We start from the raw sequence: 16,924 nt of genomic DNA on the forward strand, positions 1-16,924 counted from the left end.
TGATATTTTATTTTTTAGAACACTGTAGTTTATTTTATATTAAAAGATCTGATCTGAGATCATAGTATTCTTTTCTATAACCATTTTAGAGTAGATTGAAAATTTTGAACCAATACATTCCGATTGGATTTCTACTTAACTATAGCATTAGCTATGGATTGTATTATATAATAATTCTGTTTATACCATCTACCGATCTCACCCGTATATTGCCTAATTTTTAGATTTCTTTAATTAATTTATGTTGGAATTTCCAGGAGATTATTCTTGCTTTTGCAAATTACATTAGATCGTGGAACATTTAAACCTGCTAATTATTTGAATAATCAGAAATATCGTACCATTTATTGGTGAAAAAATCAACCAATAGGATTTTGAAGTTAGGTTACATTTCATAATTATTACCTCACATCATTTAAGATTACTTAACCCATATTTTACTTGATTCGAGATTGAGATTTATAGATTTGTAATGTAGCCACAAAATTTCTAGGTCTGAATTAGCCTTTAGACGAGACAATGGGAATAAAAAAAGGGAGCATTAACAGCTCCTTTTTTTTTATAGGTGCTAGTCCCTGGATAATAGAATTCCTATACATCAACTATCAGACGGATTTAATTACATATATCATTTTTTCCTCGAATTTTATGAGGTCAAATTTGAATAAATATATGATTGAAATTGAGTATTGTCTCAGAATACTAAAAAATTCTAATTACCTAAAGTGGTGATTGCTACATTCCAAACTTTGCATAATGAAAACCATCAAGGGAAGAATAGACTTTTGTTTCGCGTTCGATGAAAATCATTATTAATTATTTAGAATCTTATCAATCAGTTTTATTAATTAATTATTAGCGAAAACAAGTGGATTCAAATATAAATTCTAATAACCAAATGAGAGTATAATCTTATGGTTTCATTTACTATGTTAAGGAAATTTAACCGATTTATTTTTTAATAACAATGACTTTAAAGATTGTTAATGAGTACTCCAATCCTATGTAATAAGTTTGAGGCTCACTTAAAAACGATTTCAATGAAGCATTTTTATTTATTATTAATTGTATTTATTAATCTTGTCTGGACAAGTTACGGTCAGCAGGAAATATCGGGAGTAGTTACCGATCCTGATGGTCTTCCCTTGGGAGGAGTAAATATAAGTGTTAAAAACAGTAATCAGATTGGAGCAGTTACTGATATTGATGGTGATTTTTTAATTAACGCGGTACAAAATGATACGCTTATATTTTCCTATATCGGTTTTAAAACCCAGGAAGTTGCAGTAGGAAACGAGAATAATTTTACAGTAACTCTTCAGGTGAATACCGAATCATTAGACCAGGTTGTAGTAACTGCACTGGGAATTACAAAAGCAGAAAAGAAAATTGGTTATGCCACACAGGAAATAGAAACCAATAATTTGGAGAATTTACCGGTGCCTAATGTCGCTAATTTGTTTTCTGGTAAAGTTGCGGGACTTCAGGTAAGTAGTCCTCCTGGGATGTTTCAATCACCTTCATTCTCGTTACGGGGAAAGACACCTTTAATTGTAATTGACGGAATCCCGGTAGAAACTGATTTTTTTGATGTTCCTCAAAATAATATTGCAGCTATAAATGTTCTTAAAGGAACTGCTGCTTCTGCACTATATGGATCCAGAGGACGAAACGGGGCTATCCTGGTTACAACCAAGAGCGCTACGCAAGATGGGTTAAGCATAGAAATATCTCAAAATGTTATGGTTTCAGCAGGCTATGCTATTTTTCCGGAAACTCAGCATGAATATGGAAATGGCTCTAACGGGCAGTATGAATTCTGGGATGGTGCCGACGGCGGTATTGCCGATGGTGATATGATATGGGGACCAAAATTTGATGAAAATTTATTGATTCCGCAGTGGAACAGTCCGATTGTAGATAGCCAAACCGGAAAAGTTATTCCATGGTATGGTAGCGTGACCGGTACGCAATATGATAACAGATCCAGGTATTCAAGACAGCCTTTACCATGGGTTAGACATGACAATTTAGACGATTTTTTAAGAACAAGTATAATTTCCAGTACTAATTTCACTGTAAGCCAAAAGAGTGAAAAAGGCTATTATCGGATTAATGGAAATTTTTCGCATAATAGAGATCGCGTACCAAACTCTAGTTTATCACAAGGAGGACTAAGTTATAAGTCTTTAACGCAGCTATCTGATAAGATGAGTTTAACCAGTAAGCTTTCTTACAACAAAGTTTATTCTCCTAATTATCCAAATTATGGGTATAATCCTAGCGGACATATGTATACCCTTTTGATTTGGATGGGAGAAGATGTGAATGGGCAGGATCTTAAAAATCATCAATGGGTACCGGGAATGGAAGGATACCGGCAGGCAAACTGGAATTATGCATGGTATAACAATCCGTGGTTTGGAGCCAATCATTATCAAAAAGAATATAATTCAGATTTATTGAATGTCCAATTAAAATTAGCTTATGAATTTGATGAACACTTCAGGTTACAATTAAGAGGATCTGGAGTGTTAAAATCAAATTTTGAAGATTTAGAAAGTCCAAAATCTTATTTTAATTATAGTGCGCCAAGAGAGGGATCTTATCAAACCTGGAATTCAAGAAGGTTAAATATCGATTATGATGTACTGGCTACTTATGATAATTCCATTTCAGAAGATTTTAAAATCGTAGTGAATGCCGGTGCATCAACATTTTTTAGAAGGTACCAACAAGAATTTGCGGCAACCGATGGATTAACGGTACCGGGAGTTTATAATATGGGAAATTCTACCGGACCAGTAAGAGCTGAAAATAATTTATGGAAAAAAGCGATTAATAGTGTGTATGGTACTCTGGATTTAGAATTTTTAAACACCTATTTCATTACGATGTCTGCCAGAAATGACTGGTCTTCAACTTTACCTAAAGAGAACCGATCCTATTTTTACCCTTCATTATCGGGAAGTGCTTTAATAAGTAATATTTTTGAAATGCCAGAGGATATCGAATATGTAAAATTATTTAGTTCCTGGGCCAGGGTTTCCAGTGATCTGGATCCTTATCAACTTTCAGCTTATTATAATAGTTCAGGGAACTTTGCAAATGTTCAACGTCTTGTATATCCTTCAGGAATTGTTAATCCAAATATCTCTCCAGAAACTTCAACCTCTTTTGAGATAGGTGTGAATACTTCGTTCTTAGATAATCGTTTTGCTTTTGATGCTACTTATTACAATACGGTAGATACCGATCAAATTATTAACCAGCCTATCTCTCTTGCTTCTGGATTCTCTTCCAGAAAAATTAACGGAAATGAATATACAACTAACGGACTGGAGCTTTCCTTAAGATTCAAACCCATGGTTAATGAGGGTCTTAAATGGTCGGCACTATTAAACTGGTCGAAAAAAGTAACCAAACTAACAAAAATTACCAGTGGAGAAGATAAGTTTGGAAACCTTTCTTTAAATGATCGTATCGATAGTTATTACGATCAGGAATGGATGAAATCTCCAGAGGGAGAAGTTATTTTGAATGCTTCCACGGGCTTACCTACCAGAGACACGTACTTATCTTATTTAGGGCATTTTGATCCTGACTGGACTTTTGGTTTTGTAAATGATTTTAAATATAAAAACTGGAACTTAAATATAGCTATGGATGGCGTTTGGGGAGGTGTCTTGCGGTCTCAGGTTGTTGAAAAAATGTGGTGGGGAGGAAAACATCCTAAATCTGTTCAATATCGTGATGAAGAATATGCCGCAGGAGAAGCTATCTATGTGCCTAAGGGTGTAAATCTTGTGAGTGGTGAGTTGGTACGGGACGTAAGTGGTAATATTGTTTCAGATAATCGTGTTTTTGAAGAGCATACCGCTCCTATTAGCTGGCAAACCTGGTCGCAAAATTATCCATATCGTGCCAGAGTGACCGAGGATGAAAGTGAAACCTTTGCGAATGTTTTTGATCGTTCTTATTTAAAATTGAGAAGCATTAGCCTTAGCTATAATTTTACTGATCTTTTAAATAGTAAAACCATTAAAGATGCCAATGTGAGCTTTAATGGCTATAACCTATTTGTTTTAAAAAAGGGAGACTATTATACAGATCCCGACTATAAAACGAGTGACAATAATAATATTCAGGATCCTTCTTCTAGATATCTTGGTTTAGGAGTGAACTTTAAATTCTAAACCTTAACTTAAAAATTAATTTCATGAAAAAATTAGTCATATATACCTTAATTATTCTTTTAGGTTTTATTACAAAAAGCTGTCAGGATTTAGATGAGCTTAATGAAAATCCTAACAACGTAAGCCAAACTCATCCCCAGTTACTACTTACAGAAATTTCGGTTGAAGCTTTTCAGGTTACTGGTACCAGTCCGCTTTATGCTTCAAGAATGCTTATACAAACGGGAGAAGAGAACGATTATCAATATTTTAAATGGGGGAATGGTAGCTTTGGAGAGTTTAACGATCTAAGACAGATTACCAAAATGATTGAAGAAGCTGAACGCATTGGTAGTCCTAATTATATCGCTATAGGTAAATTTTTTAGAGCTTACTATTTTTATCAATTAAGCCTTCGATTTGGGGATATTCCCTATTCTGAAGCTTTAAAGGGCGAATCTGAAGATGACTTTCAGCCTTCATATGATTCACAGGAGATCGTTTTTGAAGGAATCATTACTGAACTGGATGAAGCGGCATCTATGATAGAGGAAGATGTGGCAATTGAAGGTGATATCATTTTTAATGGCGATGCCAGAAAGTGGCTAAAACTTATTAATGCTTACGAATTAAAACTATTAATAAGTCTTTCCAATAAAACTACTGCCGGATCAATAAATATCGTAAGCAAATTTCAAGAAGTTTATTCCCGTGGGATTATCATTAGTTCCTTAGAGGATAATGCTCAATTAGTTTTTCAGGATCAGCAGGATAGTCGTTATACCGAATTTAATTCGAGTAGTTATGGATCAAGTATGTATATGTCAGCTACCTATATTGATTTATTAAAGCAATTAAAAGACCCGCGTTTATTTATCGTAGCCGAACAAACTTCAAGTGCTGCATCGCAGGGATTAGATATCAATAATTTTGATTCCTATAACGGAGGGAGTCCTTCGGAAAACTACTCGGTAATCAATGAAACCCTAGTTGCCAGTGGGAACATATCAAAAGTTAATGCGAGATATTATACCAATCCTACGACCGAACCGCATAACATTTTAAGTTATTGGGAGGTCGAGTTCATACTTGCAGAAGCTTCGTTGAGAGGCTGGATAAATGATCAGCCAGCTGCACATTTTGAAAATGCTATTCGTGCAAATTTTGAGTTTTATAGATCGAATGCGAGCGCATACTCAGAATATTTAAGCGTAGAAGAAGTGGAAGAATACATCAGCCAGGCTGCTTTAGGTCTCGAGGGTACTGAGGAAGAACAACTGGAAAGCATAATCTCGCAGAAGTATATAGCGACCTTTTTACAGGCGGGGTGGTCACAGTATTACGATTATCTTAGAACCGGTTATCCTGAATTTGATTATCCTACAGGACAAACACCACCGTACAGGTTTGTTTACCCGGTAGAAGAGTATAATAATAATACGAAAAACCTCGAGGCCGCAATAAACGCTCAATTTGGGGGAAACGATGGGATTAGACAACTTCCATGGTGGCTTGATTAATTTATAGAAATAGCAGCATATGTTTTACAATGCTGCTATTTTATAATTATAGGCCGAAATTAAACGTTATTCAAAAAATCAATTATCATTTTTTGCTACTTAGATCTCATAAAATATAAATTATGGAGTCAAGAAGATCATTTTTGAAAAAAGCTTCTTTATTAGCTGGATCCACAGCACTTTTTAATTCGATGCCACAATCGATAGCTCGGGCTTTAGCGATAAGTGCTGATCCCGGAACCACTTACTTAAATGCAGAAAACATCGTGTTTCTTATGCAGGAAAACAGATCTTTTGATCACTGTTTTGGGCGTTTGCGTGGTGTACGTGGATTTAATGACCCAAGGGCTATAGACACTCCTACTGGGTTACCAGTGTGGTATCAGCGTAATAATGCTGGTAAAACTGCAACGCCATTTCGTCTGGATATAAAAAATACCAAATCCACATGGATGGGATCACTTCCTCATGGTTGGGAAGATATGGTGGCTGCAAGAAATAATGGTAAGATGGATAAATGGCTTGAAGCCAAAAAATCAGGGAATCCCGATTATGCCAGAATGCCGTTAACGATGGGATATTACGACCGGGAAGATCTTCCCTTTTATTACTCTTTTGCAGATGCTTTTACGGTTTGTGACCAAAGCTTTTGTTCTACATTAACGGGTACCAGTCCCAATAGAAATTACTTCTGGGCGGGAACTGTTCGTGAAGATGCACATAATCCTTCTTCAAAAGCCCATGTAGATAATGGAATGATCGATTTTAAAAATGTGAGCTGGAAAACATATCCAGAACGCCTTGAAGAAGCCGGTATATCCTGGGGAGTATATCAAAACGAACTTAGTATTCCCACAGGTCTGTCTGGAGAAGAAGAGTTTTGGCTTGCTAACTTTACTGATAATGATTTAGAATTTATAAAACAATATAATGTTCGTTTTCATCCCCAGCACAGGGCATGGATGCAGTCAGAATTAGAAAAACTATTAAAAATTGAAAAGTCAGAAAAGCATTCAGAAAATGAACAAAAAGAATTAACGGCTAAAATCGCTAATCTTAGTAAAGATCTTGAGGTGTATAGCGAAGTTAATTTTAATAAGCTAAGCGATCATCAAAAGGCAATCCATAATAAAGCCTTTATCACCAATAAAAATTATCTGGAATATCGAAAACTCGAACACTTGAAGTTTGAAGATAAGGAACTTAAAGTTCCAAAGGGAGACGTGCTTCATCAATTTCGAAATGATGTAGATAATGGGGAATTACCTATGGTATCCTGGTTGGTAGCCCCATGTGCTTTTTCAGATCATCCCGGTTCGCCATGGTATGGCGCCTGGTACGTATCTGAAGTATTGGATATTTTAACGAAAAATCCGGAGCAATGGAAAAAGACAATTTTTATCGTTACCTATGATGAAAATGACGGTTATTTTGATCATGTACCTCCCTTTATAGCGCCTAAACCGGGAAATGGTGCGAGTAACAATATCCCTACAGAAGAAGAGTTTGTAGACGGAAAACATAATTTAGGTTTAGGTTATCGGGTACCTATGATAGTTGCCTCACCATGGAGTAGGGGAGGGTATGTAAACAGTGAAGTTTTTGATCATACTTCCTCGTTACAGTTCCTGGAACATTTTATAGAAAAGAAAACAGGTAAAAAAGTTATTGAAGAGAATATTGGGGATTGGAGACGGGCTATTTGTGGTAACCTTACTTCGGTATTCAGGGATGCTGATAGCTCAGTACCAAAAGAAATGACGGTAAAAAGGGACGCCTATATCCAACAAATTTATGATGCGAAAGAAAAGAAATTGCCTTCGGATTATAAAATGTTAAGTGATACCGATTTGAGGGATTTAAGAAATAAAGATCAACTTAATAAATTATTGCCGGCGCAGGAGCCGGGTACCAAACCTGCTTGTGCTTTACCTTATAATTTGTCATTAGATTGCGGGTATATGGCATCAAAAGATAAGTTGGAACTTACCATGTCCAATGACAATATATTCTCTAAATCTAAAAAAGTAGCAGCACCGTTTCAGGTATATGATATGATTTCTTTACTTCAGGATGCAAAAAAGTCCTGTTATGATTTTACTGTAAGTGAAGGTGAACATATAAAATATGATTTTCCTTTCCATTCCGATGAATTCTTTATCAAAGCTTATGCTTCAAATGGTTTTTATAGGGAATTCCGAGGACATAAAAATCAGCTTGCAGCCACTACTATAACATTAAAAATAAGAGGTGATGAAGAAGGGGTGTGGGCAATTTTTAAAATAGTTACTAAGCAAAGGATTAATGTTGCCATCACAGACAAGTCATATAATAGAAAACTTGTAAGTTTAGTTTTAGAAAAAGGAACTCATCAACAGGTTTTAGATGTAAAAGACTCATTTGGATGGTACGATTATAGTATTTTTGTAAATGAATTTGATGATTTTGAACAGCGTTTTGCTGGTCATGTTGAAAATGGTAAAACTAGTATTACCGATCCATTTATGGGAAACATGATAAGTTGAAATTTGAAATATAGCTTAACTTCAGTCAATTTTTAATAGAATCCGAATGATTCTGAATTTATATAACTGGCTGATTCAGTATTTACTAAGTATTAATTTTCATTATTTAAAAAGTTAACATCTAAATAATGTGAAAATTTATAATTAAATTAATTTCTAATGCAAATAATACGCTTTAAATAAAAAAGAGTTTTTTTAAGAATGGTAGTCTTTTTGCTTTTGGAGGTTTAGTAAGTAATCTTCATTCTAATTTATGGCTTGATTATATAGTTCAAATAAACTAAAAATATCATATTTATGATAAGTGATGGTATGAGTAGCGACACCTTTAATATCGCAGATCGACTCTTAAATTCGAATTATAGCAAAAGTCATCACTGTTAGAATTATGTCGGGAAGTCAAAATAAACAGGGCCCTTATGGATACAGCTTCAGCAGATTCAATGCTTATCGATTCCGCCGCTGTCAGTTCCTCTTGAGGTGACGGAAAGCGTGTCCCTTATAGATCATTAAAAATGCTAAATATTGAAGCCAGCCCTGGAGACCAAATTACTCTGGATGCAGGAAAATCAAAAGATCCTGATGACGATGATTTATTTTTCAGTTGGTGGCATTATAACGAAGCAGATTCTTACAACGGAAAAACCATTCCGAAATCAGATTTAGCTCGAACTACAATCACTATTCCTTTAGATGCCAAATATGGAGATACAATTCATATAATCTGCGAAGTTTCCGATTCAGGTGAACCGCCACTTAGCAGCTATAAACGGATAATTATTAGAATTAAGAAATAAAATATACTTTCTTTGTAGAGGAAGACAATCTACTACTGAATGATATTTTATTTTTTAGAACACTGTTAGTTTATTTTATATTAAAAGATCTGATCTGAGATCATAGTATTCTTTTTTATAAACATTTTAGAGCGGATTGAAAATTTTTAACCAATATTACCATTCCGATTGGACTTCTACTTAACTATAGCATTAGCTATGGGGTAATTGTATTATATAATAATTCTGGTTATACCATCTACCAATCTCAGCCGTAAATTGCCTAATTTTTAGATTTCTTTGATAAATTTTGTTTGAATTTCCAGGAGATTATTCTTGCTTTTGAAAATTACATCAGATCATGGAACATTCATACCTGCTAATTATTTGAAAAAAATCAGAAATATCGCACCTTTCATTGGTGAAAAATTAAAAATGATATCAAATTTTAAACTTAGAAAATGAAGTAAGAGTTATTTTCTCAATTAAATTTTCGAAAAAAACTTAGAATTTGGTTTCAATTGCTATCAAATGAGATCATTCTAAGTCACTCATTTTAATTTATTTGAAATAGATAAAATTCTGTACCTATTCTGTACCCATTAAAAAACAGAAGGCTTTCGATTTCTCGAAAGCCTTGTTATTACTGTAGCGAGACCGAGATTTGAACTCGGGACCTCCGGGTTATGAATCCGACGCTCTAACCAACTGAGCTACCTCGCCGTATTGTGCAGTATTACTGCCTTAAGGAAGCATTCGCGCTGTATTGCAAATGCGGGTGCAAATATAATAACAATTTCAAATGCCGCAAATAATTTTTTCGAAAATATTTAAAATGTTTTCTTTTAATGTTACCAATTAATATATATATTGCTCAAAACTAATAAATCAAAAAATGGAAGATAAGATAAAGTACGAAATGGAATTTCCAATTCACGCTTCTCCTTCATTATTATATCAATACATTTCAACTCCCTCAGGATTAAGTGAGTGGTATGCTGATAATGTGAATTCACGCGGAGAATTATTTACTTTTATCTGGGAAGGTAGCGAAGAGCAGGCAAAGCTTGTAAGCAAAAAAAGTGATGAACGTGTAAAATTTAGATGGGCAGAAGAAGAAGGTACGCCTTACTATTTTGAAATTCGTATTCAGGTAGACGATATTACCAAAGATGTTTCTATAATGATTACCGATTTTGCTGAAGATGAAGATGAGGTAGAAGAAGGTAAAATGCTTTGGGAAAATATGATCTCAGACTTAAAACAGGTATTGGGATCGGTTTAATATTCGATATTTAAAACTTACCTTTGCCCCGCTTATTAATCGGGGCTTTTTTATGATCAATTTTAACGGAAGTTTACTACAGGAGAACGAAGCAAATTTATCGATAACCAATCGTGGTTATGCGTACGGAGATTCAGTTTTTGAAACCATACGAGTAATTAACGGTAAAGCAATGTTTTGGGAAGACCATTATTTTAGACTAATGGCATCTATGCGTATTATGCGCATGGAAATTCCGCATGAGTTCTCACCGGAGTTTTTGGAAGAACAAATTATTGATCTTATTAAAGAAAATAATCTTCAGGATAAACCGGCGCGTGTAAAATTTTCAGTTTTTAGAAAAGAAGGAGGTTTGTACACTCCAGAGGTAAGAGATATTGAATATTTTATTCTTACTTCAGAAATCAAAGATCCTTTTTATACATTAAGTGAAGCTTTTTATGAAGTCGAACTTTTTAAAGACCACTATATCAACCCCGGTTTACTTTCTACGATCAAGACCAATAATAAAGCAGTTAATGTCTTAGGAGGTATTTTCGCAAAGGAAAATGACTATGACAACTGCTTACTTGTAAACGAGAAAAAGTCTGTTGTAGAAGCCTTAAATGGAAACCTATTTGTTGTAAAAGGAAACAAAATTAAAACTCCGCCGCTTACCGATGGTGCCTTAAATGGGATTACCCGTAAGCAACTAATCAATATTATTAAAAAGCTACAGGAATATACTTTTCAAGAGGCTTCTGTTTCTCCATTTGAATTACAAAAAGCTGATGAACTTTTTATCACAAATGTAATCGTAGGAATACAGCCGATATCAAAATATCGTAAAAAGGAATTTAAAAATGTGGTGGCTAAAGACTTGCTTGCCAAATTAAATGCAAAGGCAAGATTAGGTTAGAAGCTAGTGGTTAGGCTAGGAAAGAGAATGTGTTTCTAGTTGTAACTAGGATTTTCTGGTGCGTTAGACCATAGAACATATTCACCGCCTAATTGCATCATCTGGTCTTTCCAGAATGAATCGTAAGGGCGTTCAATAATATTTTTTTGGTCTTCGTTAGTGACAACGATCCAGGAATTAGCATCTAATTCACTATTCAATTGTTCGGCATCCCAACCAGAATAACCAAGGAAAAATCTAATTTGGTCCTTATCGATCAAATTTTGAGAAATGAGTGTGGTTACGGCATCAAAATTTCCTCCCCAGTAAATACCGTCTGCGATCTCTACGCTATCCGGAATTAGATCTGGGATTCGATGAATAAAATAAAGATTGTCCTGTTCTACGGGCCCTCCATTATAAATCTGGAAATCTACGTTTAATCCAGGAATTAAATCCTTAAGAGTGAAGTCCAGAACTTTATTTAAGATAAATCCTACAGAGCCACGTTCAGAATGTTCGGCCAAAAGTACAACAGACCTGTTGAAGGAAATATCTCCAATGATTGAAGGTTCTGCGATTAAAAGGTGGCCTTTAGAGGGTTTAAGTGCAATCATAGGCATACTTTTTAACTAATCTAACTAATTATTCTTAACTCTACAATAAATATTAAAAAAATATGCATAAAAAAAGCTTTCCTCGTAGGAAAGCTTTAATACTTTAACTAAAATAGTGATAATTATTAGTTTACAGCTTTTTGTAAATCTGCACCAGCTTTAAATTTCACTACATTTTTAGCAGCAATCTTGATAGTTTTTCCAGTTTGTGGGTTTCTTCCTTCTCTTGCTGCTCTTTTTGACACAGACCAAGATCCAAATCCTACTAGAGAAACTCTGTCTCCTTTTTTAAGAGATGACTCGATTCCTCCTAAAAATGATTCTAATGCTTTTTTAGCCGCAGCTTTAGAAATACCTGCGTCCTCAGCCATTGCGTCGATTAAATCTGTTTTGTTCATAATTTGAATTTAAATAATTGTTGGTTAAACATTCTGTTCAATTGCTCTTACAAATTTATATGGATTTATCGCCTATGCAAGTAATGGCAAGGGAAAACGCGATGTTTGTTGATAACTTTGGCAAAATGTTAATAATTGGAGCTTAAATTTATTGATTTTTTATGATTTCAGTATTTACAAGGCCTTAGAGCATATAAGCATCATGTTCTAGCCTTAAACCGTTTAGCAAATCTTTTACTTTCATTTTTCGCTTTCCGGGAAGCTGAATTTCATTAATAAGAACATAACCGTCTTTAGTGGCGGCTTTAATTTGATGATTTTCAATACTTATTTTTCCTGGTTTTTCTGCGTGCTCTTTTAAAATCATTTCACTATCAAAAACCTTAACGTTCAATTTATCTCCGTTTTGCAAAAAGCACCATGCAGCTGGATAAGGGTTTAAACCACGTATAAGGTTAAAAATCGTACTTGTACTTTGCGTCCAATCGATTTTGGTGTTTTCACGGGTTAATTTTGGCGCGGGTTTGGGATCTTCTTCCTTATTTTGTGGAATAGTTTTCACCTCGCCACTTTCAATAAGTTTTAAGGTATCTACAATAAGTTCCCCGCCAAGTTTCATTAAGCGATCGTGAACAGATCCCACGTTTTCTGTAGCTACAATTTCGATTTCTTTAGACTGAATTATATTCCCGGTATCGATCTTCTCATCTATAAAAAAGGTAGTTGCCCCAGTTGTTTTTTCACCATTAATCACCGCCCAATTTATCGGTGCAGCACCGCGATATTCTGGCAATATTGAAGCATGTAGGTTAAAGGTTCCGTATTCAGGAAACTTCCATACTTTTTCTGGTAACATTCTAAAAGCAACTACAACCTGAAGATTAGGGTTTAATTCTTTAAGCTGAGCTTCAAATTCCTCAGATTTTAAATTGGTTGGCTGTAAAATGGGCAAACCTTTGGTTAAAGCGAATTTTTTTACTGCGCTTTGGTTTAATTTTCTACCACGACCCGCAGGGCGATCTGGCGCGGTAACTACACCAACAACATTATAGCCGGCTTCTAGAATTTTCGCAAGACCTTCTACAGCAAAGTCTGGCGTTCCCATAAATAATATTCGTAAATCTTTCATTTTAATGTGCTTTGTAGGTATTGGTTGGTGTTCTTTTTATTCGGTTTTTTTCTACTAAAAGGCGTAAAACTTCAAGAATATGTTCTTCAGCAAAAGGTAATTGTGCCACCAATTCTCTAGAATTTCTTTCTGTGGTTTTTAATAGTTTGATAATTTCAAAATAGATGATATTCATTAAATCCCGAGTTAATTTTCCGGATTGCTTTTTCGTACAAACCGAGCAAATTCCGCAGTCATCAATCTCTTTTTCGCCAAAATAAGTTAAAAGTTGCTTGCTACGACAGGTTTCGTTTGTATCGATATAGGTTAAAACCTGTTCTATTTTTTCTTTTTTATTTTGAAGATATTGCTCGATAAATTTAGTATGCGGAATTAGCGTTCGCTCATCTTCACGTGGTACTAAAAAGGTGACCGAGGCATCGTGTTGCGCATATTCAAATTCAATAATTTCATCTTTTTCTAATTTCTGAAGGATATGCAATGCTTCAGCATCTGAAATATTGGATTTTTCAGCTAAAGAAGACAAATTAATAGCAGTAAGATTTTCAAAAATGCCACCGTAAGTTCTTAAAATGCTTTTGGTAAATTCTGAAACTTCAGCTTGATTATTTAAATAGGTATTTAAAGTACCCGGAAAAACCTCGAATTTCACCAAAGTGCGTTTATGAAATTCTTCACTCAACTTCAGTATAGAACAACGTTCTAAAATTTGCAATGCTGCGTAAGCTTTATGAATATTGAAGTTGTATTGCTTGCAAAACAGATTAAAATTAAAATTGAAAGCTTCCTGTTCGCCTTCTCCATAAGCGATTCTAAAATAAGCGAGGACTTTTTTGTAGACCTCTTTAATTTCTAGAATAGAAGGTAATTTTGCTAAAAATTGATTCTCTAAAACCGGAATATCACTTTTATTGGTGATTACGCTAGCTTCGGCATATTTGCCATCTCGCCCGGCACGGCCTGCTTCCTGAAAATAACTTTCCAGATTCTCGGGTAAATTGAGGTGAATTACATGTCTAACATCTGGTTTATCGATTCCCATCCCAAATGCAGTAGTCGCCACCATGATCCTGAATTTATTCTGAAGCCAATCTTCCAGTTTTCGTTTTTTATCGCCCATTTTCATTCCGCCATGAAATGCTTCAGCTTTATAATCCTTAGATTGTAGATAATTGGCAATTTCAGTGGTTGCATTTCGGCTTCTTACATAAATAATGGCAGTTTCTTCAAAAGATTTTAGCAGCTTAGAAACTTCAAAGAATTTGTCTTCAGCATAAATAACATTATAGGCAATATTGGGCCTGTAAAACGATTTTTTATGCAACTTAAGATTGGGCAATTTTAGCTGCTCTTTTATATCTTCGATAACAGGGGGGGTAGCAGTTGCCGTTAAGGCGATAAGCGGAACTTCTGGCTTTAATTCATTAAAAATAGATATATTTCTATAAGCTGGTCTAAAGTCGTGCCCCCATTGTGAGATGCAATGCGCTTCATCTACCGCGATTAGATTTACATTCATTAGTCTGATGCGTTCCTGCACCAATTCCATTTGAAGCCTTTCAGGAGAGAGGTATAAGAATTTATAATTTCCGTAGATACAGTTGTCCAGTTTCTTATCAAGATCGGTATAAGAAATGCCACCGGTAATAGCCATAGCTTTTATGCCTTTAGCCTGCAAATTACTTACCTGGTCTTCCATTAAAGCGATAAGCGGAGAAACCACAATACAAATACCGCTGCGCATTAAAGCAGGCACTTGAAAACAAACGGACTTTCCACCACCAGTTGGTAGTAAAGCCAATACGTTTTCGCCTTCTAAAACCGAAGCAATAATGGGCCACTGTAAAGGTCTAAATTCTTTGTGTCCCCAGTATTTAGTTAGTATTTGTAAAGCTTCCTGCAATATTATACCTCAATATTTTGTAAAATAAAATCAGCTCTTTCTTCAACTGTACCCGTTGGCACAATTAAAGGTTTGTAACCGTAATCGATATAAGTGTTAGAGAGGTATTTCGAGATTTTTTCAGCTTCAGCAAAACTTTCGTAACGTTCGTTGTCACTCTGGTAAATCTCTTCCCATGGGGGCAGCATAAAAACCTGATCGTATTTTCGATCTTTACAGGTAGATATAAACGGCTCGCCATATTTGGTGTCAAAATAATCCATATAGGCTACCACATCGTGCACGCCCCGATCTATAAAGATAATATTTTCTTTAGATTTTTCAGCTTCGATAAATTGGGCATCTCTGCCTTCTAAAAGTTTTTCGCTAAACAACAATGGTTGTTCTAAAAAAAGCTGGTCTATACCTTCTTTTTGAGCATCTAGCGTTACTTGTCTTGAAATTTCGTGCAGGCAGGTATAGCCACGTTTTTCTAGTTCGAAAATAATCGAAGATTTTCCTGTTCCGGGGCCACCGGTAATTACAATTTTCTTTGCTTTCACGCCACAAATTTCGACATTTGATTTTGATTATAAAAATGGTATAAAGCTTGTATCTTTGTATCCTTTAAATTTGATGAAGAAAAACAATATGAGTGCATCTAATAATCCAGACGAATTTTACGCAAAACTGAAAACACAGCTTCAGGATACGGCAATGTGGCCTTCAGAATATCTATATAAATTTATTGTTCCTTCAAAAGAAGAGAAGATTAAAAGCGTAGAAGATATTTTTGATAATATGGGCGCTGTGATCACTACCAAGAAATCTAAAAAAGGAACCTATACCAGTGTATCTGTAAATGTTAGGATGAAAAACCCTGATTCCGTAATAGAAAAATATAAAGAAGTAGGAGAGAAGGTAGAAGGCGTTATTTCACTATAATAAGCCGATATTGGTGTTTTTTGGAATTAAATTTTTAATTCTGTATTAAAAACCAGCGATCTTTTATACACATTAGTTAATATTTCTTATTTTGCAGGCAGAATAAACTTCTGCAATTTAATATTACCTAATTTAAATCAATTTTTTTTGACAAACGCATTAGAATATAACTCTGAGAGGAGTACGTTGATAATTCCTGAATATGGTAGGCATATACAAAAAATGGTAGAGCATGCTGTAAGTATTGAGGATGATGAAGAGCGAAACCGTGTAGCTAATTCTATAATCGCGGTAATGGGGAATATGAATCCGCATTTGCGTGATGTGCCAGATTTTCAGCATAAACTTTGGGATCAATTATTTATAATTAGTGATTTTAAACTAGATGTAGAATCTCCATTTCCTAAACCAAGTAGGGAAATATTAGAAGAGCGTCCAGATCCTTTAAATTATCCTCAAAATCATCCAAAATATCGTTTCTACGGAAATAATATTAAGCGAATGATCGACGAGGCTAAGAAGTATGATGAGGGTGAGTTTAAGGATGCTTTGGTTTTAGCGATCGCTAACCATATGAAGAAATCTTTCCTTAACTGGAATCGCGATACGGTAGATGATAATGTGATCTTTGAGCATTTAAAAGAATTAAGCGACGGCGCTTTAAATCTTAAAAACTCTGATGAAGATCTAAGCGATTCTTCTAATCTTATGCGTGGTAAAAAGAAATACATCAAAAACAATAATCCTAAAAGAACAAGCGGCCGTAAAAGCCGTAAACGCTACTAAAATTTAACC

At 34.8% G+C, this 16,924-nt stretch carries 13 protein-coding genes and 1 tRNA gene; 8 read left to right on the forward strand and 6 right to left on the reverse strand.

Features of this window, described 5'->3' with window-relative positions; genetic code table 11:
* Nucleotides 1–1,040: 1,040 nt before the first annotated feature.
* The 4 genes from BM201_RS13980 (at nucleotide 1,041) to BM201_RS13995 (ending at nucleotide 9,017) form a co-directional block, all read left to right on the forward strand.
* Nucleotides 1,041–4,196: a SusC/RagA family TonB-linked outer membrane protein gene (locus BM201_RS13980; RefSeq protein ID WP_092543692.1), complete on the forward strand. Its 3,156-nt coding sequence runs from the start codon at nucleotides 1,041–1,043 to the stop codon at nucleotides 4,194–4,196.
* Nucleotides 4,197–4,219: 23 nt separating this feature from the next.
* Nucleotides 4,220–5,695 (forward strand): SusD/RagB family nutrient-binding outer membrane lipoprotein, encoded by a 1,476-nt coding sequence (locus tag BM201_RS13985; protein ID WP_092543694.1) that lies wholly within the window; start codon nucleotides 4,220–4,222, stop codon nucleotides 5,693–5,695.
* Nucleotides 5,696–5,817: 122 nt separating this feature from the next.
* Entirely contained in the window at nucleotides 5,818–8,220 is a 2,403-nt protein-coding gene (locus tag BM201_RS13990) for a phosphocholine-specific phospholipase C (RefSeq protein ID WP_175487049.1), read from the forward strand.
* Between the two features lie 515 nt (nucleotides 8,221–8,735).
* Entirely contained in the window at nucleotides 8,736–9,017 is a 282-nt protein-coding gene (locus BM201_RS13995; RefSeq protein WP_092543698.1) for a hypothetical protein, read from the forward strand.
* A gap of 628 nt (nucleotides 9,018–9,645) precedes the next feature.
* Here BM201_RS13995 and BM201_RS14000 read toward each other — a convergent pair.
* Nucleotides 9,646–9,719: transfer RNA gene (locus tag BM201_RS14000), tRNA-Met, on the reverse strand.
* Between the two features lie 172 nt (nucleotides 9,720–9,891).
* On the opposite strand from BM201_RS14000, the gene BM201_RS14005 reads away from it, so the two are divergent.
* Both BM201_RS14005 and BM201_RS14010 read left to right on the forward strand, forming a co-directional pair.
* Entirely contained in the window at nucleotides 9,892–10,281 is a 390-nt protein-coding gene (locus tag BM201_RS14005; RefSeq protein WP_013071941.1) for an START-like domain-containing protein, read from the forward strand.
* 52 nt (nucleotides 10,282–10,333) lie between these two features.
* The gene (locus tag BM201_RS14010; RefSeq protein WP_092543700.1) at nucleotides 10,334–11,179 is read left to right on the forward strand and encodes an aminotransferase class IV; all 846 of its coding nucleotides are present in this window, start codon (nucleotides 10,334–10,336) and stop codon (nucleotides 11,177–11,179) included.
* A gap of 35 nt (nucleotides 11,180–11,214) precedes the next feature.
* Here BM201_RS14010 and BM201_RS14015 read toward each other — a convergent pair whose 3' ends face one another.
* The 5 genes from BM201_RS14015 to BM201_RS14035 form a co-directional block, all read right to left on the reverse strand.
* Nucleotides 11,215–11,775, reverse strand: a complete 561-nt coding sequence (locus BM201_RS14015; RefSeq protein WP_092543938.1) for a YqgE/AlgH family protein — start codon at nucleotides 11,773–11,775, stop codon at nucleotides 11,215–11,217.
* Between the two features lie 125 nt (nucleotides 11,776–11,900).
* Nucleotides 11,901–12,173, reverse strand: coding sequence for an HU family DNA-binding protein (locus BM201_RS14020; RefSeq protein ID WP_084842084.1), 273 nt, complete (start codon nucleotides 12,171–12,173; stop codon nucleotides 11,901–11,903).
* Between the two features lie 184 nt (nucleotides 12,174–12,357).
* Nucleotides 12,358–13,302 (reverse strand): methionyl-tRNA formyltransferase, encoded by a 945-nt coding sequence (fmt, locus tag BM201_RS14025; RefSeq protein ID WP_175487050.1) that lies wholly within the window; start codon nucleotides 13,300–13,302, stop codon nucleotides 12,358–12,360.
* Nucleotide 13,303: 1 nt separating this feature from the next.
* The gene (locus BM201_RS14030) at nucleotides 13,304–15,205 is read right to left on the reverse strand and encodes a RecQ family ATP-dependent DNA helicase (RefSeq protein WP_092543704.1); all 1,902 of its coding nucleotides are present in this window, start codon (nucleotides 15,203–15,205) and stop codon (nucleotides 13,304–13,306) included.
* 2 nt (nucleotides 15,206–15,207) lie between these two features.
* Nucleotides 15,208–15,747: an AAA family ATPase gene (locus tag BM201_RS14035; protein WP_092543706.1), complete on the reverse strand. Its 540-nt coding sequence runs from the start codon at nucleotides 15,745–15,747 to the stop codon at nucleotides 15,208–15,210.
* 88 nt (nucleotides 15,748–15,835) lie between these two features.
* On the opposite strand from BM201_RS14035, the gene BM201_RS14040 reads away from it, so the two are divergent.
* The gene (locus BM201_RS14040; protein WP_092543708.1) at nucleotides 15,836–16,129 is read left to right on the forward strand and encodes a DUF493 family protein; all 294 of its coding nucleotides are present in this window, start codon (nucleotides 15,836–15,838) and stop codon (nucleotides 16,127–16,129) included.
* 147 nt (nucleotides 16,130–16,276) lie between these two features.
* Entirely contained in the window at nucleotides 16,277–16,915 is a 639-nt protein-coding gene (locus BM201_RS14045) for a DUF4290 domain-containing protein (RefSeq protein WP_092543711.1), read from the forward strand.
* The last annotated feature ends 9 nt before the right edge of the window (nucleotides 16,916–16,924 follow it).

The organism is Zunongwangia mangrovi, from assembly GCF_900112105.1.
Taxonomy (GTDB): domain Bacteria; phylum Bacteroidota; class Bacteroidia; order Flavobacteriales; family Flavobacteriaceae; genus Zunongwangia; species Zunongwangia mangrovi.